The organism is Diplocloster agilis, assembly GCF_019042275.1.
Lineage (GTDB): Bacteria > Bacillota > Clostridia > Lachnospirales > Lachnospiraceae > Diplocloster > Diplocloster agilis.
Window position 1 is genome coordinate 42406 of record NZ_JAHQCW010000002.1, and the last position, 18151, is coordinate 60556.

The following is an 18151-nucleotide window of genomic DNA, read 5'->3' on the forward strand; positions in this document are numbered from 1 at the left end:
CCCTCTCCTTATTAATGAAAAATCGGTCATGGTTCAAAAATCAGTATAGCATTTATTTCGTATTATTTCTACTTTGCAAAAATGGGTATGCGAAAACGGGTAACCCCTTGGAATCTGCCGGTATGCAATATGGTTGCTATTTTTGTCAGATTTTGTTATACTCTACAGTATAAATTGGGATATGAACAAGGTGTGGCTCGGCTGAAATAGCTGATTCATCGGCTGAAACACCAAATACAGGAATCAGTTATTTGTACCGAAGGAGAACATGATGGATTCATTAGAGAGTTTAAAGAAACGGGCCGGCTATTTTCCATGGATGCTGGATGAATATATAGGCAACGCTTACGTAAGCGACATTGAGACCTATGAACTGCTGTATCTCAATAAAACCGCCTGCGAGACACTGGGCCGTTCGTTTCAATCGATGGTTGGCTGTAAGTGCTACGAGGTCATTCAGGGCCGCACTTCCCCCTGCCCTTTTTGCACCAACGACCGTATAACAGAAACGGAATTCTATGAATGGGAATTTTATAATCCGGTATTAGACCGCACCTTTATGATCAAAAACCGGATCGTGGACTGGAATGGGCGCAGGGCGAGGCTGGAGCTGTCGCATGACAATTACAGCCTGGAATATAAGCTGGCAAAAAAGGACCGGGAGCGGGAAGCGATTCTAAGGACCATTCCCGGCGGACTGGCCCGGGTGGACGCCCGGGATATGAGCACGATCCTTTGGTACGGCGGTGGATTTTTGCAGATGATCGGTTATACCCAGGAACAATTTGAAGAAGAATTACATTCCCAGTGTCTCTATATGCATCCGGAGGACAAAGAGCGTGCCATCACTTTGATGAAAAACGCGATGAAAACAGGTGAGGATACTATTATGGAAGCGCGTATCATCACCCGGGATAAAAGAACAAAGATCTGCACGATTACACTGAGTTATGTCAGCAGCCAGGACAGCTGGGATGGCATTGAATCCTTTTACAGTGTCGGCATTGATATGACAGAGGAACGGGAAGAACAGGAGAGACAGCATATGGCGTTGGAAGACGCCTATCACGCGGCCCGGGTGGCAAGTTCGGCCAAGAGCGACTTCCTTTCCTCCATGTCCCATGATATCCGTACGCCCATGAACGCAATCATGGGTATGGCCGCAATTGCACAGGCCAATCTGGACTCCCCTGATAAGCTTCGGGACTGTCTGAACAAAATAGGCACTTCCAGCAGGCATCTGTTAAGCCTGATCAACGAAGTCCTGGATATGTCCAAAATCGAAAGCGGCAGGATCGATCTCACCCTGGAAGAGGTCAATCTCCCGGATCTGATTCAGAGTGTCACAGATGTGTGCCGCCCGCTGATCACCGAAAAGAAGCAGCAGTTCCAGATCAGTATCGGCCAGGTAAGCCACGAGAAGGTTATCGCGGATGGCGACCGGTTACAGCAGATTCTGATGAATCTGCTTTCAAATGCCATAAAATATACGCCGGAAGGCGGCAGCATCAGCCTGAGAATGGATGAAACCCGTACCCTTTCTTCCGGCAAAAGCCAGTATGAATTTATCTGTACGGACAATGGCATCGGGATCTCCGAAGAATTCATGCCTTATCTGTTCGAGCCCTTCTCGCGGGCGGAGGACCCCCGCATCAGCAAATTGCAGGGGACGGGGCTTGGGATGGCGATTACGGACAATATCGTCCGTATCATGAACGGTACGATCGAGGTGGAAAGTGAGCTGGGTGCAGGAAGCAAATTCACCGTATCGATTCCGCTGGAACTATGTGAGAAAGAGGAATCGGGCAATCGTGAGCTGGCCGGTCTGCCGGTGCTGGTGGTGGATGACGATCAGATAACATGTGAAAGCGCCACGGCGCTTTTAAACGAATTGGGAATGAAGGGCTGCTGGGTATTATCCGGAGCGGAGGCCCTGCGCATGGTTTCTGAAGCACACGCGCAAAAAGAGGATTTCTACGCCGTTATCCTGGACTGGAAGATGCCGGAGATGGACGGTTTGGAAACCTTAAAAGAGATAAGGAAATCACTGGGTAAAGATGTCCCTATTATCATTATCTCCGCATACGATTATTCCGACATCGAGGAAGAATTTCTGCGTGCAGGCGCCGATGCTTTTATTACCAAGCCCCTCTTTAAGTCCAAAATGCTGCAGGTCCTGCAGTTATTCCTGGATTCCGACAAGCTGGAGACAGCAGCCTCGGAGGAAGAAAAATGGCCGGTTCTGTACGGCAGGCGTGTACTGCTTGTGGAGGATAATGATCTGAACCGTGAGATCGCTGTGGAACTGCTGCAAATGCAGCATATAGACGTGGATACCGTAGAAAACGGGCAGCTGGCTCTGGATACTTTTCAAGCTTCGGCCCCCGGATTTTATGACGCTATTTTGATGGACATCCAGATGCCGGTTATGAACGGATACGACGCCGCCGGCTCCATCCGTTCTCTGGAACGAAGCGACGCGCAGACAGTCCCTATTGTGGCGATGACAGCGGACGCTTTTGCCGCCGATGTGGTCAAGGCCCGCAGCGCCGGCATGAACGACCATATTGCGAAGCCTATAGATATAAACAGGCTGCTGGAGGTTCTGCATAATTTGCTGTCGTAAATATTTTATAGGCGTTCCAGACGTTAGTAAGCGTTGATAACTGAATACAGACTTTCCAGAGTATATGCTTTTTTCCGTCCCTATCCATTTGAGTGTGAAAAGCCTCTGTACTCTTTTTTTGTGTCGGTTATTTTCAGTGATGAGATACTGCGGGCGACTAAGATACTGTTTAGAAAATTTCATAAAACAGGAGAGAGATTAATGAATGAAAATGATCTGAGAGTGATAAAAACGCTGGAGGCCGTAGAGTCGTCTTTTCTGGATATGCTGGAAGAACTGCCGTTTGAAAAAATAACGGTCAGGGAGCTTTCCCGCAGGGCAAAAATCAATACAGGTACCTTTTATCTTCATTTTCAGAATATCGACGATCTTCACGATAGGCTGATACAGGTATTTTTGGACAAATTTATTGCTTCCATGGATTATTTTCCGCTTTTTCTTACACAGCCGGAACAGTTTCTGGATAAACTTAAGGATACCATTCATCAAAATCTCGATCACTGCTGCCGGCTCTTTCGGCATCGGGATATGTCGCTGTCGGAACCTTATCTGATCAAACTACTAACGAAGAAGATTTACGAATCCTGTCCGCTTGAAAACAGCAGGGAAAATGATATCCGGCTGGAGGCCGTGCTGACCAGCCTGCTTCATATGAATCTGAAGTATGACCAGGAATGCCCGGAGATTATCCAAAAGGTCTTTTCCGATATGATCCGGGGACTGTTTTAAGACCCGGAAGGTAAGTGGAAGCGCAGCGATTTGCAAAATCTTCGGAATATTCATTCATATCGATATCTATATAGAAAGCAGGAGGAGAAAACGCTGTGGTTATATTTATATTAGTTGGGATGCTGCTAGCACTGGCATCCGGCCTTTATTGGCTGACAGGCAGATGGCTGTCGCTCTATGGAATCCCGGTTAAGAAATGGAACATCCGTCTGCTGCGGGTTGGCGCAGTATTGGCTGTGGCCTTATTGTGCTGGCTGTGGAGAATGACTCTACTGATTGCGCTGCACCTGATGGCTTTGTTCTTTTTGATGGATGTGGGGGCTTTTGTCATACGGCGTGTGGGGAGAAAGTGCAGGGAAGAGAGATGGTACCGGACCTTTCGCAGTATTTACCACAGCGGCCTTGTCCCGGTTTGTATCACATGCCTGCTTCTCGGTTTCGGCGCTTACCAAATAAGAAATATTGTCCCAACGGAATATACCATTTCCACGGATAAAGTCCAAGCTAATTATAGAGTAATTTTGCTGACAGACCTCCACTATGATACGATTCAAAACCGGAATGTACTAAAAAATAAAATAGATGAAATAAATGCATGGAACCCTGACCTGATTGTGCTTGGCGGGGATATTGTGGAGGAGGGCACTTCAAAGACGTCTATGGAGGAGGCCTTTCAAGTATTGGGCGGGCTTAAGAGCACCTTCGGCACTTACTATGTGTACGGAAATCATGACCGGCAGGATTATGCGGATGCGGCTTCCGGGGCACGCACCTATACCGTGCAGGAACTGCAGGATGCAATTGAATCTAATGGTATCACTATTTTGTGTGACCGGTGGGTTCCTGTGGGAGAAGAGCTGGTGCTTGCCGGCAGAAACGATGTGTCCACACGGGACGGACGGGCCGCCGCGAAATACCTGTTAAAAGATGCGGATCTGAACCGGTTTATCATAACAGCCGACCACCAGCCTGTTGAGACAAAAGAGAATGCCAAGCTGGGTGTGGATCTGCAGCTGTCCGGCCATACCCATGCGGGTCAGATATTTCCGGTGGGCTATTTTACAGACTGGTTCCTTGAGCCGAACTATGGGAAATATGAGATGGAGGGATGCACGCTAATCGTATCCTCCGGAGTTGCCGGATGGGGTTTTCCTGCCCGTACACAGGGAAAATGTGAATATGTTGTGATAGACATTATTCCAGATAAATAAATGAAGGGGAACGCTTGAGAGGCATGTTAGGACATGCTTCTTTTTCGTACCATAAAAGTGCAGTTGTCAGAGTTAATTACTCTCTATCACCTACACTTTTATGGTACTAAAATGCCCTCCGCGGGATCGTACGGCGGCAGAATGCGCAGAATGGCAGAATGGAAGAGGCCGATTAAGGCCGATTAAGAACATCTACTTGAAGTTCTTACCCAAAATGTATATAATAATTTAGATTGTATCTAATTTGGAAAGAAATAGGAATTGAAAGGAATAAGATGAGAAAACTAGCTTTAAGTGATGAAATACTGATGACGATAGAAAAGCCCGCGCGTTACATTGGGAACGAGGTAAACTCAGTAACAAAGGATCCGGATCAGATCGACATCCGTTTCTGCATGTGCTTCCCGGATGTGTATGAGATCGGGATGTCCCATCTGGGCATTCAGATTCTATATGATTTATTTAACCGACGCCAGGATACCTGGTGTGAACGCGTATATTCTCCCTGGGTGGATCTGGACCGGATCATGAGGGAAAAGGAAATTCCACTGTTTGCGTTAGAGTCTCAGGACCCGGTAAAGGACTTTGATTTCCTGGGAATCACCATACAGTACGAGATGTGCTATACGAATATCCTTCAGATACTGGATCTGAGTAAAATTCCGCTGATCGCCAGGGACCGGACCGATGAAGATCCCATCGTGATCGGCGGCGGCCCCTGTACGTATAATCCGGAGCCTCTGGCGGATTTCTTCGATCTGTTTTACATCGGAGAAGGGGAGACTGTGTACGACCAGCTGCTTGACACCTACAAGGAACACCGGAAAAATGGCGGGTCACGGCAGGATTTCCTGCTGCGGGCCGCACAGATACCGGGTATCTACGTACCGATGTTCTATGAAACCACTTATCTTGAAGACGGCACCGTGGACAAGTTCCGCCCGGTGCGCCCCGATGTACCGGAAGTAATCGAAAAACAGATGGCTCTTAATGTCAACCCGCTTCCTTATCCCATGAAGCCCATCGTGCCGTTTATTAAGGTAACCCAGGACCGGGTGGTTCTGGAGATCCAAAGAGGCTGTATCCGCGGATGCCGGTTCTGTCAGGCCGGAATGCTGTATCGGCCGACCCGGGAAAAAGATCTGGAAGTCCTGAAACAGTATGCTTATGAAATGCTGAAAAATACCGGCCATGAGGAGATTTCCTTAAGTTCCTTAAGCTCCAGTGATTATTCACAGTTAGAGGAGCTGGTTCAGTTTCTGATCGAAGAATTCAAGGGACAGGGGATCAATATATCCCTGCCTTCCCTTCGGATCGATTCCTTTTCCCTGGATGTCATGAGTAAGGTGCAGGACGTTCGGAAAAGCAGCCTGACCTTCGCGCCGGAGGCCGGTTCCCAGCGTCTGCGCAATGTGATCAACAAGGGCCTGACCGAGGAGGATATCTTAAACGGAGCCAGGCTTGCCTTTATCGGCGGCTGGAACCGGGTCAAGCTGTATTTTATGCTGGGCCTTCCGACGGAGACGGAGGAGGATATCCGGGGTATCGCCCATCTCTCGGAAAAGATCGCGGAGCTTTATTATGAAACGGTCCCGAAAGAAAACCGTTCCGGCAAATGCCAGATCGTGGCCAGCACCTCCTTTTTTGTTCCAAAGCCCTTTACTCCGTTCCAGTGGGCCAGAATGTGCACAAAAGAAGAATTCCTGGACAAAGCCAGAACCGTTAACCTGGAGATCAAAAACCAGCTGAACCGGAAAAGCATCAAATACAACTGGCATGAAGCGGATGTCACCGTGCTGGAAGGTATTTTCGCCAGAGGGGACCGCAGGATCGGCGCGGCCATTCAGCTGGCTTATGAGCGCGGAGCCCTTTATGACGCCTGGTCCGAATACTTTGACAATGAGCGCTGGATGAAAGCTTTTGAAGACTGCGGGCTGGATGTGGATTTCTATACGGTCCGGGAACGCGGGGAAGATGAAGTATTCCCGTGGGATTTTATCCGGATCGGCGTAACCAAACGCCATCTCTTTAAAGAATGGGAGAGGGCGGCGCAGAAAATTGTCACGCCCAACTGCCGGGAAAAATGTTCCGGATGCGGCGCGGCCGTTTATGGAGGAGGTGTCTGTTTTGAAAATCAGAATTAAGTTCGGCAAGTACGGCGCCATGAAATTTATCGGGCACCTGGATATTATGCGGTATTTTCAGAAAGCCATGCGAAGGGCGGGCATTCCCATCTCATATTCCGGCGGCTACAGCCCTCATATGATTATGTCCTTTGCTTCCCCCCTGGGGGTTGGGCTTACCAGCGACGGGGAATACATGGATATCGAAGCAGAAGAGTGCCTTCCAAGTGAAGAGGCCGTCCGGCGGTTAAATGACGTTATGGTGGAAGGAATGAAAGTGTTCCGTTACCGGCTTCTGCCCGATGACGCGGGCAACGCCATGTCGTTAGTAGCCGCAGCGGACTATCTTGTCTGTTTTCGGGAGGGCTGCGCCCCGGCTCTTGCGTGGCAGGATCAGCTGCAGGATTTCTTTTCTCAGGATGAAATCCCCATTCTGAAAAAAACAAAGAAAAGCGAGAAAGTAGTTGACATAAAGCCACTGATTTATTCTCTGGAATTATGTGAAGGTGACATAATATCTATGCGGTTATCCGCCGGAAGCGCGGACAATCTAAAACCTGAATTAGTGATGGAAGCTTTTGCCGCCTTTTCCGGTTTTGAATTGCCGCAGTTTGGCATACAGATCCATAGAAAAGAGCTCTATGCCAGAAGTGAAGACACTCTGCTCCCCTTGGAAGCGTTAGGTGAAGACATTGGAGAATAAGTTAATTATTACAAAAATGCTGCTGCGGGAAAAACCGCGCATTATCACCGCATTATACGAAAATGGTACTTTGATGGAATTAACGTGTGAAGAGGAAACGGCAGGGCAGTTACTGGGTAATATCTATATCGGGCGTGTCAGGAATATCGTTGACAACATCCAGGCCGCCTTTGTGGAAATTAGCAATCAGGTCATCTGTTATCTGGCGTTTCAGGACCTGAAAAATCCGATCTTTACTTCCGCGAAAACCGGGAACACGTTAAAGGTTGGCGATGAGCTGCTGGTTCAGGTCAGCAAGGAAGCCGTGAAAACAAAGGCCCCTGTGGTTACCACCAACCTGAACTTTACCGGAAAATACGCGGTATTAACCACGGGCAGCCAGCGCATCGGTGTATCCGCCAAGATCCCGGAAGACAGAAAATCGGAATTAAAAGCGCTGGTCCAACCTTTTGCCGACGGAGACTACGGCTTTGTGGTACGGACCAATGCCAAAGCCGCCTCCGAAGAAGAACTGCTCCAGGAGATCCGTCAGCTTATCCTGCAATACCAGGAACTTTGTAAAATCGCGGCCCACCGTCCGTGTTTTTCCCTGCTTCACAAGGCATTGGAAGGGCATATGACTCATTTAAGAGATACGTATATGGATTCTCTGGATGAGATCCTGACCGATGATCCCCGGTTATATGAAGAAATGCTGTCATACCTGTCGTGTAAACAGCCGGAAGATCAGAAAAAGCTGAAGCTATACCGCGATCCCTTCCCCTTAATAAAGCTATACAATCTGGAAGCCGCTCTGCAGGAGGCGTTAAGAGAGCGGGTATGGTTAAAGTCCGGCGCTTACCTGGTGATTCAGCAGACGGAAGCGCTGGTCGTTATTGATGTAAACACCGGTAAATTTTCAGGCCACAAGCAGATGCAGGACACATTTTTTAAGATCAATCTGGAGGCCGCAAAAGAAATTGCCCGGCAAATAAGGCTGCGCAATCTGTCCGGCATCATCATCGTAGATTTTATCGATATGGAGCGGAGGGAAGACCGCCAGATGCTGATGGACGCTTTTGAGCATTCCCTGAAGCAGGACCCTGTGAAAACCTCGCTGGTAGGGATCAGCAAACTGAATCTGGTGGAATTAACCAGGAAAAAGATCCGTAAGCCGCTGCATGAGCAACTGACGCAGGCCTGTCCGGTCTGCCATGGGAGCGGGTATCTCTATTAATACTGATTTCTATTAATAGCGCTTCTATATAATAGTGATCTTTATTATATGGTTTTGATTGCCGTTACCGCCGGACGATGGTAAGATAGAGATAGGTATAGCCTGTGGCTATGGCTGATTGTGAAGTGCTTAGGATTGTAAACGGGCGGGTTATAGGAATATGGGGTGAAAGAGATGCGGATCGAGCAGTTGCGTTATATTCTAACGGTGTACGAGGAAAAATCCATTTCCAGGGCGGCTAAGAAATTATTTATGTCGCAGCCTTCTCTTAGCAACGCGATATCCAGTCTGGAGAAGGAATTGGGCGCTTCTTTGTTTGAACGCGGCAGGGATGGTGTGACGGCCACGGAATTCGGAATGCAGATCATCCAGAAAGCCCGGAAGGTGCTGGGGGAAGTGGATGATATTATGGCGATCTCTTATAATGAGGTGGCGAATCAGGTGGCTACCCTGCAGGTGCTGTGCGTCCCTTTGTTCTGTAACTGGCTGATTATCGAGACCATGTTCGAGATGAAGAAACGTTTCCCGAAAATAGATCTGGTAGTGGTGGAGCAAAAGAACATCGACATGATCAACGGTCTGGCGGATACGTCCGCTTTTGTCGGGATTCTGGGGATCGGCGCAAAGTACAGGGAAACGTACGAGCAGCATATGAAAGATGCGGATCTTCATTTTAGCCCCTTATTTGCCAACGGCATCTGCGCTTTTGTCAATAAGAATCACGCGCTGGCGGACAAAGAATATATCACGTTGAAGGATCTGGAGAAGGAGACGATCATAACCTATGACGATTTCCGTTACAATACGGTCCTGAACGGAAATTCCTTTGCCAACATCAGTCATCCGGACGGCAGCCAGTCCATATACCTGTTGAATGACAGTGAAAATATCAAGAACCTGGTGGCCAGCAACCACGGGATCGCGGTTCTGCCCAATTCCTTTGCCATCAATAATGTTTTTGTCCAGATGGGCCTTGTAAAGGTACGTCAAATCGCCGATCTGAACGAGTCCCTCATCGTCGGTGTAATCAGCAGAAAGGGCAGGGAATATTCCATACCGGAATGCGGTTTTCTCGACTGCATGAAAAAAATCGCCAGGAAGTACAAACATACCAATCTATATCAATTTGTGCCTGTGCCGGAAGCCAGATAGGGTATATCTTTCGCCTATGGCACATACAAGTTTCGAGTATTATACACCTTCTTCTTTTCGCTATATAATTGTTTTGACAGGATTTTCACATATTTCATGTGTAAAACAGGCAAAACGAATAAGCGAAAAGAAGGAGGTTTTTATGTTATGGGGCGTGTATTAACAGATGAACAGCAATTAATTATGCAGACCGTGCGCCAGTTTGCGGTGGAAGAGATCCGTCCCCGCGCGATGGAAGTGGATCTGGCCAATACCTTTCCCTTTGACCTGAACAAGCGCTGCGGTGAGTTAGGTTTTATCGGCGCAGATGTCCCGGAAGAATTCGGGGGAGCGGGATTGGACATCAATTCCTCGCTGCTGATTCTGGAGGAAATCTCCAAGGAGTGCCCTGCCTTAGGATGCAGTATGATGGTCAGCATGACCCTTCCCCTGTTCCTTTGCTGCAGCGCAAATCCGGAGCATAAGCAATATATCAAACCATTAATCAGCGGAGAAAAAGTAGGGGCCATCGCCCAGACCGATCCGGCCGGTGTGCTGAATATGGCAGAGTGGCCTATTTTAGCGGTCCGGGAAGGCGACGAGTTCGTTCTGAACGGAACCAAATTATTCGTAACGAATTCCCACGCGGCGGATTACTATATGGTATCCGGCCTGTGTGAAGGAAAGCCCTGCGACTTTTTTGTAAAGAAAGATTCCCCCGGCTTTGGCAGCGGACATATTGAGCGCAAAATGGGGATGAACGGAGCCAGCAACGGAACGATCACTTTACATAATGTACGCATCCCCGTGTCCGACCAGCTGATCGTTTCCAGTTATCTGCCGAACTTAGCCGCCGGTTATCTGCATATGTCGGCCGTAGCCCTTGGAACGATGGAAGGCGCGTATGAAAAAACCCGGGAATATCTGAATGTCCGTACCAACAAGATGCGGCCGATCATCGAGATGCAGGTGGCCGCTCATAAGCTGGCCAGAATCAAGACCAAGATCGAAGTATGCCGTTCCTTCATCAATGACGTTTCCACCCTGATCGAGGCAAACCGACCGGACAATACGCTGATCCGCATGGTAAAGGCCTTTGTAACGGAAACCGCAGTGGACTGTACCAGAGAATGCGTCCAGCTGTACGGCGGCCTCGGCTACTGTGAAGACACCGGCATCGCCCACTATATGAGAGACGCCATGGGCACTACCGTCGGTGATCTGACCTCCGATATTCAATACGATCTGATCGCCAAAAAGCTGGCGAAACAGGATAAAAGATAGTAGAAAGGGGTTATAAAAGAATGTCATACGAAACATTAATCTATGAGAAACAGGATAAGATCGCAGTCATCACTTTAAACCGCCCGGAATGTCTGAATGCATTTAACAATATATCCTTCCAGGAAATCAAGGCTGCCGTCATCGAGGCCGGAGAGGACCCCTCCATCCGTGTAATCGTTCTCAAAGGAAGCGAGCGGGCATTTTCGGCCGGTGACGATATCAAATACATGACCAGCGGCGCGGTCACCGACGGGGACGTCTGGACCGCGCTGATGCAGGAATGTGTCGGAGAGATCTCCCGGTGCAAAAAACCGGTCATCGCCGCGGTTTCCGGAGTAGCCATGGGGGGAGGCTTTGAACTGGCCCTCATGTGCGACATGATCTATGTGGCAGAGGGCACAAAGCTTGCGCTCCCCGAGATCAAGATCGGAGCGATTCCCATCTGCGGCGGGATCTCCAAAGTAGCCAAGTGCGCCGGTGCCAAATGGGCCAAATATCTGGCCATGACCGGCGATCCCATCACACCGGAGCTAGCCTTCCAGCTGGGGCTGATCCAGAAAGTAGTACCCGCAGACAAACTTCTGGAAGAAATCCTGATACTGGCCGGAAAGCTGGCCATGATGCCGGTGGAAATGCTGGCCGTTGTAAAGAGAGTGGCCGACATCTCGGAGGACATGACCAACGAAAGAGGCCTGATCGCCGAGCGAGACTACATGAACTACATCTCAAAGATCGGAGTCGGAGCCGAGGCGGCCAAAGCCTGGATGGCTGCAAAGAGCAAAAAATAAACGACAGAGATAAAAAGGCCGGTTGGTAACCGAATGTCATTTAGATCATGATATTGGATTACCAACCGGCCTTTTTCCGTATAACCGTTGTCATTTCAAATAGTTCATGGTAAAATAAAAGCCTATGGAACGCAGGCAGGTGCTTTTTGCGTTAGCACCCGAAAAAGCGGAAAAGCGGGAAAACACCTTGACAGTGATACCAAATCATGGTAGACTATACCAGTGTGCCGCGCAACGAGGTTATAAGTGATGGTATTTTTTAAATAAAATCTCATCCACCACAGTTGGCGAGTAATGGATATAGGAGGTGCCAATATGTACGCGATTATTGCAACAGGCGGTAAACAGTACAAAGTAGCAGAAGGCGATGTTATCCGTGTAGAAAAACTCGGTGTTGAAGCTGGTTCTACTTATACGTTTGACCAGGTTCTCGCAGTCAGCAATGACGGTTTGAAGGTCGGAAATCCCACTGTAGACGGTGCAACTGTAAATGCTACCGTTGTAGGCGATGGCAAAGCAAAAAAAGTTATCGTTTACAAGTACAAGAGAAAATCCGGTTATCATAAGAAAAACGGTCACAGACAGCAGTATACCGAGCTTAAGATCGATAAGATCAATGCTTAATCATGATTCGAATAACGATTTATAAAGACAAAAATAAGGATTATGTTGGTCTGAAAGCGCTGGGACATGCCGGTGCGGCCCGTTACGGAAGTGATGTGGTCTGTGCTGCGGTATCCGTGCTGATAACGAATACATTCAATGCGATTGAATCTTTGACAGAAGAGACATTGAAATGTAAAACCGATGAATCCAGAGGTTTGATGGCCGTAAAATTCAATAAGACGCCGGGCAGTCAGGCAGCTCTGCTGATGGATGCTCTGGTATTGGGTTTGAAAGCGGTTGAGGCTCAACATTATAACCGAGGTTATATCCGATTGAATTTCAAGGAGGTGTAATACCATGATTCAGATGAACCTTCAATTCTTTGCTCATAAAAAAGGGGTAGGTTCCACAAAGAACGGCCGTGATTCCGAGTCCAAGAGACTTGGCGCCAAAAGAGCCGACGGACAGTTTGTAAAAGCCGGAAACATTCTTTACAGACAGCGTGGAACAAAGATTCACCCTGGTGTAAACGTTGGACGTGGAGGCGACGATACCTTGTTTGCAACATCAGACGGTATCGTTCGATTTGAAAGAAAAGGAAGAGACAAGAAACAAGTTTCTGTCGTTCCGGTATCTAAATAATTGACCATAAGACCTCAAATCAGCGATTTGAGGTCTTTTTTCTTATTCCATAGGATACGGTTTCGCTTGAGAAACTTTAGTTGAAATTTAAATCAAAAAATGCCAAAATATAAAAATAGGGTATAATAAACAATATCAGAAACGAGGTGAGGCACTATGTTTGCAGATCGTGCAAAAATATATATCCGATCCGGCAAAGGCGGCGACGGCCATGTCAGCTTCCGCAGAGAACTCTATGTTCCCAACGGCGGGCCGGATGGCGGCGACGGCGGACGCGGCGGAGATGTCATCTTTGAGGTGGACGAAGGCCTGAATACGTTGACGGATTACAGGCATAAGAGAAAATACGCCGCCGTCGACGGAGAAGAGGGCGGAAAACGCCGCTGTCACGGGAAAGACGGCCAGGATATCATTTTAAAGGTACCGGCCGGGACGATCATCCGGGAAGAGAGTACCGGAAAAATCGTGGCCGATATGTCCGGGGATAATAAGCGTCAGGTCGTATTAAAAGGCGGGCGCGGGGGACAGGGAAATATGCACTATGCCACCGCTACCATGCAGGTTCCCAAATATGCGCAGCCAGGCCAGCCGGCACAGGAATTGATGGTGCAGCTGGAGCTAAAGGTAATCGCTGATGTGGGCCTGGTTGGATTCCCCAATGTGGGAAAATCCACCCTGCTGTCCAGGGTAACCAATGCCCGGCCCAAGATCGCCAACTATCATTTTACCACGTTGAATCCCAATCTGGGAGTGGTGGATTTTGACGACGGGGACGGCTTCGTTATCGCCGATATCCCGGGGCTCATCGAAGGAGCTTCCGAGGGCGTCGGCCTGGGCCATGAGTTCTTACGGCACATCGAGCGCACCAAAGTGATTATCCATATGGTAGATGCCGCATCCACCGAGGGCCGGGACCCGGTAGCCGACATCTATGCGATAAATAAAGAATTAAGGGCCTATAACCCGGAGATCGCGTCCAGACCGCAGGTGATCGCCGCCAATAAAATCGATGCGATCTATGAGCAGGACGACAGTGATCCGATCCGGCGTTTGAAAGAGGAATTTGAGCCGAAAGGAATCCGTGTGTTCGCAATTTCAGCGGTCAGCGGACAGGGGCTGAACGAACTGCTCTATTATGTACGGGAACAGCTGCATGAGATCGGTACGGAAACTACGGTTTTTGAGCCTGAATTCTTCCCCGAAGACCTGAGTATCCAGAACAATCTTCCTTATACGGTCGAAAAATCGGAAGAGGAAGAGGGCGTCTATCTTGTGGAAGGCCCTAAGATCGAGCGTATGCTGGGCTATACGAATCTGGACTCGGAAAAAGGCTTTGCATTTTTCCAGCGTTTCCTGAAGGAAAGCGGTATCTTAACCGATCTTGAGAACGCGGGAATCCAGGAGGGGGACACGGTCCGTATGTACAGCCTGGAATTTGATTATTATAAATAGGAGGAACTTATGACCAGCAAACAAAGAGCATATCTTATGAGCCTGGCTCAGAAAATAGATCCGGTCTTTCAGGTCGGTAAAAACAGTCTGACGCCGGAAAGCACAAAAGCGATTCAGGAAGCCCTGGATGCCCGGGAACTGATTAAGATCAGCGTACTGAAGAACTGTTTCGACGACCCAAGAGAACTGGCTGCCATGATAGCGGAGCGTACCCGTTCCCAGGTAGTACAGGTGATCGGGAAAAAGATCGTGTTATATAAAGAGGGAAAAGACGAAAAGAAAAAAATCGCGCTGCCCTGACTGCCGATCGCAACCCATGTGCACGAAGCATTCATGCAAGAGGATTAGACAGTTATGATATTAGGACAAACTCCACATAAAAAGATAGGTATTATGGGCGGAACCTTTGATCCGATCCATATTGGTCACTTAATTATTGCGGAACAGGCTTATGACCAGTATGGGCTGGAAAAAATATTGGTCATGCCCAACGGCAACCCGCCTCATAAAAAGGAAACCTTGTATACGCCTATCCGTCATCGGATCCAGATGGTTCAGCTCGCGATCAGCGATAACCGGCATTTTGAATTATCCCTGACCGAGGCGGAGCGCAACGGATATTCCTATACTTTTGAAACCCTGGAATTTCTGAAGAATATCAATCCCCATGTAGAATATTATTTTATTATGGGAGCGGATTCTCTGTTTGATTTTGAGACCTGGCGGGAACCGGCCAGGATCTGTGAAAACTGTACGGTTCTGGCGGCCACCAGATATAATCTGAAGAATCCGGAGCTTCAAAAGCAGGTGGAATACCTGTCTTCCAAGTTCAAGGGTAATTTCGAACTGCTGAAGACTCCAAATATAGACATTTCGTCCCATATGATCCGCCGGATGGTGGAAGAGCACAAAAGTATCCAATACTATGTGCCGCCGGATGTGGAACGGTATATCTATCGGAATCATCTTTATCAAATGGAAAGATAGCAGGTGTTGCAAATGAAAGACTACGATATCAAAAAATATACAAAACGGCTTCGCAAGGTATTGGACGACGACCGTTTCGAGCACACGTTAGGGGTTTCCTACACCTGTGCGGCGCTGGCTATGCGTTATGAATATGATATAAAAAAGGCGCAGGTCGCCGGTCTGCTTCACGACTGTGCCAAATGTATTCCGGACGAGAAGAAGCTTCAGCTTTGCATCAAGCATAACATCCAGATGACCGATGTGGAACGGAAAACGCCTTTTTTGCTCCATGCAAAAGTCGGAGCGTTTCTGGCTATGAATCAGTATAAAATCAAGGACAAAGAGATTATCCAGGCCATCATCAACCATACAACCGGGAAGCCCAACATGTCGATGCTGGATAAAATCGTATATATCGCCGATTATATCGAACCGCAGCGCTATAAAGCCGCCAACCTTAGCGTGGTGCGTAAAATGGCGTTCGAGGACATTAACCTGGCGTTATTCCAGATATTAAAGGACACTTTAAAATATCTGACGGAAAGCGGCGGGGATATCGATCCCATGACGCAGAAAGCATATGAATATTACAAGGAGGAATTCGAACATTCCTCGGACGATGTCATAAATTATATTAAAAAACAGCAGGAAGAAAATGAAATGAACGATTTGCTCCCAAACTAAAAGCGAAAGGAGACTAGTATGAGCGAAAAAAATATCAGCAGGGAAATGGCACAGCTGGCGTGTGTAGCACTGGAAGAGAAAAAAGCGGAGGATATCCGGATCATCGACATCTCTCAGGTCAGTGTTCTGGCCGATTACTTTATTATCGCAAACGGAACGAACAGAAATCAGATCCAGGCTCTGGTCGACAATGTAGATAAAGTTCTCCATCAGGCCGGATATGATATGAAGCACCAGGAGGGATACAATACGGCCAATTGGGTATTGCTGGATTACGGCGATATTATTATTCATATCTTTGATCCCGAAAACCGTCTGTTCTATGATCTGGAACGGATCTGGCGGGACGGAAGAACGATTGAAGTTACCGATCTGAAAGAAGATTGAGAACAGTCAGAGAGATTTAGCTCGGAAATTATGAGAAAGAAAGGGAGATACACTGTTTGCGTGTTATCTCCCTTGATTTTTGATAATTCAGGAGTAAAGCCGGAATACTCCGAATACTTTACCCAAGATTTCAACTTCCGTTACAATAATAGGCTCCATAGAATCATTTTCCGGCTGAAGGCGATAGTAGCCGTCTTCTTTATAATAAGTTTTCACCGTGGCGGAATCATCTACCAGAGCTACCACGATATCGCCGTTCTCCGCGGTGTGCTGCTTCTGCACCAGCACGCGATCCCCGTTAAAGATCCCCACATTAATCATACTGTCGCCTTTTACATTCAACATAAAACTTTCTTCATTCGGCATATATTCGGTGGGAATCGGAAAATAATTTTCAATATTCTCAACTGCCAGAATCGGAGATCCTGCAGCAACCGTACCGACCACCGGCACATTCACAACTTCCCGGCGAACCAGATTGAAATTATCATCAATGATTTCGATGGCTCTGGGTTTCGTGGGATCGCGGCGGATATATCCATTTTTTTCCAATGTCTCCAGATGTGAATGAACGGAAGAAGTGGACTTCAAATGAACCGCCTCGCATATTTCCCGTACAGCAGGCGGATACCCTTTGTTCAAGATCTCATTCTTTATGTATTCTAAAATCTCATTCTGCTTTTTCGTGATCTTTCCATATCCCATTTCGTTTTACCTCCTGTGTCTCTGCGGATATTCGAACTCTTATATCGATTATAATAAGAATCAGCCTTATTTTTATTTATCATAACATGATATATTTAAAATAGCAAACAAATTTTCGGAATATCTGTTCGATTTTCTTTCTCATCCTCTTGACAAACAACTGTTCGATTATTATAATAGTCATATAAAGAACGTGCGTTCGCAACATTTGTTCGTATCATACGTTCGGTTTTAAGGGGGCAGTTGTTATGAGGAATCGTAAGAAGAGTAGTAATAGGTTAAGAAATCACCGCATCTTGATCAGGAAATTTGGCATTCTGGTATTTTCGTTTTGTTTGCTGGCTGCTTTATCCATCAGTCTTGGCGTGTCGGTAAAAGCGGAAGATCATGCGGATCCGGATGTCACTTATAAATATTTTAAAAGTATTCGGGTGGAGTCCGGTGATACCTTGTGGAGCATCGCTCAGGAGTATTGTTCGGAAGAATATCCATCCTTGGACTATTATATGAAAGAACTGGTTTCCATGAACCATCTGGATAACGAATACATTCAAGCCGGACAGTTTATAACAGTTCCTTATTATTCTAATGAGTATATCCGATAATCTGATAAATTTTATGGTGCTTTATCAATTGCAAGGTTTTGCGTTGATAAGAAATAAACAGTCCAGGTAAAATACTTGGGCTGTTTATTTCTATATTCTATTATTATTTTTAAAGGTAGCTTGTGTGGAGGCTTACATATATTTCAAGGCAGAGCATTACGTTTCAGTGATGTTAAAACCGTCTAATATAACATAATACATACTGCGGCGTGACTAGATACAAAAAAGTGCTGGTAGAAGCATAGATCAATCTATACGACAAATACAGATTTATTAAATAGATATTGCTA

General features: G+C 47.3%; 19 protein-coding genes. 18 read left to right on the forward strand and 1 reads right to left on the reverse strand.

Annotated features, from left to right (window positions below):
• Positions 1 to 268 precede the first annotated feature (268 nt).
• From KTH89_RS01655 to rsfS, 17 genes are all read left to right on the forward strand, one after another.
• Positions 269 to 2626 (forward strand): response regulator, encoded by a 2358-nt coding sequence (locus KTH89_RS01655; protein ID WP_238720383.1) that lies wholly within the window; start codon positions 269 to 271, stop codon positions 2624 to 2626.
• 201 nt (positions 2627 to 2827) lie between these two features.
• The gene (locus KTH89_RS01660; protein ID WP_238720385.1) at positions 2828 to 3355 is read left to right on the forward strand and encodes a TetR/AcrR family transcriptional regulator; all 528 of its coding nucleotides are present in this window, start codon (positions 2828 to 2830) and stop codon (positions 3353 to 3355) included.
• Between the two features lie 95 nt (positions 3356 to 3450).
• Positions 3451 to 4566 (forward strand): metallophosphoesterase, encoded by a 1116-nt coding sequence (locus tag KTH89_RS01665; RefSeq protein ID WP_238720386.1) that lies wholly within the window; start codon positions 3451 to 3453, stop codon positions 4564 to 4566.
• 275 nt (positions 4567 to 4841) lie between these two features.
• Complete coding sequence (locus tag KTH89_RS01670) at positions 4842 to 6710, forward strand: TIGR03960 family B12-binding radical SAM protein (RefSeq protein ID WP_238720387.1); 1869 nt, start codon at positions 4842 to 4844, stop codon at positions 6708 to 6710.
• Positions 6685 to 7392, forward strand: a complete 708-nt coding sequence (locus KTH89_RS01675) for a TIGR03936 family radical SAM-associated protein (RefSeq protein WP_408639953.1) — start codon at positions 6685 to 6687, stop codon at positions 7390 to 7392. Before KTH89_RS01670 ends, KTH89_RS01675 begins: the two co-directional genes overlap by 26 nt.
• A gap of 16 nt (positions 7393 to 7408) precedes the next feature.
• Positions 7409 to 8608, forward strand: a complete 1200-nt coding sequence (locus KTH89_RS01680) for a ribonuclease E/G (protein ID WP_334300796.1) — start codon at positions 7409 to 7411, stop codon at positions 8606 to 8608.
• A gap of 174 nt (positions 8609 to 8782) precedes the next feature.
• Positions 8783 to 9760 carry a LysR family transcriptional regulator gene (locus tag KTH89_RS01685; protein ID WP_238720496.1) on the forward strand — a complete coding sequence of 326 codons (978 nt, stop codon included), beginning with the start codon at positions 8783 to 8785 and terminating at the stop codon, positions 9758 to 9760.
• Between the two features lie 147 nt (positions 9761 to 9907).
• Positions 9908 to 11023 (forward strand): acyl-CoA dehydrogenase family protein, encoded by a 1116-nt coding sequence (locus tag KTH89_RS01690; protein WP_238720391.1) that lies wholly within the window; start codon positions 9908 to 9910, stop codon positions 11021 to 11023.
• Positions 11024 to 11043: 20 nt separating this feature from the next.
• Entirely contained in the window at positions 11044 to 11811 is a 768-nt protein-coding gene (locus KTH89_RS01695; RefSeq protein ID WP_158344226.1) for an enoyl-CoA hydratase/isomerase family protein, read from the forward strand.
• Positions 11812 to 12126: 315 nt separating this feature from the next.
• Entirely contained in the window at positions 12127 to 12435 is a 309-nt protein-coding gene (rplU, locus tag KTH89_RS01700) for a 50S ribosomal protein L21 (protein WP_158344225.1), read from the forward strand.
• Positions 12436 to 12437: 2 nt separating this feature from the next.
• Positions 12438 to 12770, forward strand: coding sequence for a ribosomal-processing cysteine protease Prp (locus KTH89_RS01705; protein ID WP_158344224.1), 333 nt, complete (start codon positions 12438 to 12440; stop codon positions 12768 to 12770).
• Between the two features lie 4 nt (positions 12771 to 12774).
• Positions 12775 to 13059 (forward strand): 50S ribosomal protein L27, encoded by a 285-nt coding sequence (gene rpmA / locus KTH89_RS01710; protein WP_158344223.1) that lies wholly within the window; start codon positions 12775 to 12777, stop codon positions 13057 to 13059.
• Positions 13060 to 13215: 156 nt separating this feature from the next.
• The gene (obgE, locus tag KTH89_RS01715) at positions 13216 to 14511 is read left to right on the forward strand and encodes a GTPase ObgE (RefSeq protein ID WP_158344222.1); all 1296 of its coding nucleotides are present in this window, start codon (positions 13216 to 13218) and stop codon (positions 14509 to 14511) included.
• Positions 14512 to 14520: 9 nt separating this feature from the next.
• Complete coding sequence (gene yhbY / locus KTH89_RS01720; protein ID WP_158344221.1) at positions 14521 to 14811, forward strand: ribosome assembly RNA-binding protein YhbY; 291 nt, start codon at positions 14521 to 14523, stop codon at positions 14809 to 14811.
• A 54-nt stretch (positions 14812 to 14865) separates the two neighbouring features.
• Complete coding sequence (nadD, locus tag KTH89_RS01725; protein ID WP_158344220.1) at positions 14866 to 15498, forward strand: nicotinate-nucleotide adenylyltransferase; 633 nt, start codon at positions 14866 to 14868, stop codon at positions 15496 to 15498.
• Positions 15499 to 15510: 12 nt separating this feature from the next.
• Complete coding sequence (yqeK, locus tag KTH89_RS01730) at positions 15511 to 16164, forward strand: bis(5'-nucleosyl)-tetraphosphatase (symmetrical) YqeK (protein WP_158344219.1); 654 nt, start codon at positions 15511 to 15513, stop codon at positions 16162 to 16164.
• Positions 16165 to 16182: 18 nt separating this feature from the next.
• Entirely contained in the window at positions 16183 to 16551 is a 369-nt protein-coding gene (gene rsfS, locus KTH89_RS01735) for a ribosome silencing factor (protein ID WP_238720392.1), read from the forward strand.
• Between the two features lie 87 nt (positions 16552 to 16638).
• Here the strand turns inward: rsfS and lexA are convergent, their stop codons facing one another.
• Positions 16639 to 17256: a transcriptional repressor LexA gene (lexA, locus tag KTH89_RS01740; RefSeq protein ID WP_158344217.1), complete on the reverse strand. Its 618-nt coding sequence runs from the start codon at positions 17254 to 17256 to the stop codon at positions 16639 to 16641.
• Positions 17257 to 17504: 248 nt separating this feature from the next.
• On the opposite strand from lexA, the gene KTH89_RS01745 reads away from it, so the two are divergent.
• Positions 17505 to 17861 carry a LysM peptidoglycan-binding domain-containing protein gene (locus tag KTH89_RS01745; RefSeq protein WP_238720396.1) on the forward strand — a complete coding sequence of 119 codons (357 nt, stop codon included), beginning with the start codon at positions 17505 to 17507 and terminating at the stop codon, positions 17859 to 17861.
• Positions 17862 to 18151 lie beyond the last annotated feature (290 nt).

What these genes read in the sequence shown, in the direction of transcription:
- KTH89_RS01695 (WP_158344226.1), top strand. Translation starts at nt 11,044, where the DNA reads ATGTCATACGAAACATTAATCTATGAGAAACAGGATAAGATCGCAGTC.
- KTH89_RS01655 (WP_238720383.1), top strand. Translation starts at nt 269, where the DNA reads ATGATGGATTCATTAGAGAGTTTAAAGAAACGGGCCGGCTATTTTCCA.
- KTH89_RS01680 (WP_334300796.1), top strand. Translation starts at nt 7,409, where the DNA reads ATGCTGCTGCGGGAAAAACCGCGCATTATCACCGCATTATACGAAAAT.
- rplU (WP_158344225.1), top strand. Translation starts at nt 12,127, where the DNA reads ATGTACGCGATTATTGCAACAGGCGGTAAACAGTACAAAGTAGCAGAA.
- KTH89_RS01685 (WP_238720496.1), top strand. Translation starts at nt 8,783, where the DNA reads ATGCGGATCGAGCAGTTGCGTTATATTCTAACGGTGTACGAGGAAAAA.
- yqeK (WP_158344219.1), top strand. Translation starts at nt 15,511, where the DNA reads ATGAAAGACTACGATATCAAAAAATATACAAAACGGCTTCGCAAGGTA.
- nadD (WP_158344220.1), top strand. Translation starts at nt 14,866, where the DNA reads ATGATATTAGGACAAACTCCACATAAAAAGATAGGTATTATGGGCGGA.
- KTH89_RS01660 (WP_238720385.1), top strand. Translation starts at nt 2,828, where the DNA reads ATGAATGAAAATGATCTGAGAGTGATAAAAACGCTGGAGGCCGTAGAG.
- obgE (WP_158344222.1), top strand. Translation starts at nt 13,216, where the DNA reads ATGTTTGCAGATCGTGCAAAAATATATATCCGATCCGGCAAAGGCGGC.
- rsfS (WP_238720392.1), top strand. Translation starts at nt 16,183, where the DNA reads ATGAGCGAAAAAAATATCAGCAGGGAAATGGCACAGCTGGCGTGTGTA.
- yhbY (WP_158344221.1), top strand. Translation starts at nt 14,521, where the DNA reads ATGACCAGCAAACAAAGAGCATATCTTATGAGCCTGGCTCAGAAAATA.
- KTH89_RS01690 (WP_238720391.1), top strand. Translation starts at nt 9,908, where the DNA reads ATGGGGCGTGTATTAACAGATGAACAGCAATTAATTATGCAGACCGTG.
- lexA (WP_158344217.1), bottom strand. Translation starts at nt 17,256, where the DNA reads ATGGGATATGGAAAGATCACGAAAAAGCAGAATGAGATTTTAGAATAC.
- KTH89_RS01705 (WP_158344224.1), top strand. Translation starts at nt 12,438, where the DNA reads ATGATTCGAATAACGATTTATAAAGACAAAAATAAGGATTATGTTGGT.
- KTH89_RS01745 (WP_238720396.1), top strand. Translation starts at nt 17,505, where the DNA reads ATGAGGAATCGTAAGAAGAGTAGTAATAGGTTAAGAAATCACCGCATC.
- KTH89_RS01670 (WP_238720387.1), top strand. Translation starts at nt 4,842, where the DNA reads ATGAGAAAACTAGCTTTAAGTGATGAAATACTGATGACGATAGAAAAG.
- rpmA (WP_158344223.1), top strand. Translation starts at nt 12,775, where the DNA reads ATGATTCAGATGAACCTTCAATTCTTTGCTCATAAAAAAGGGGTAGGT.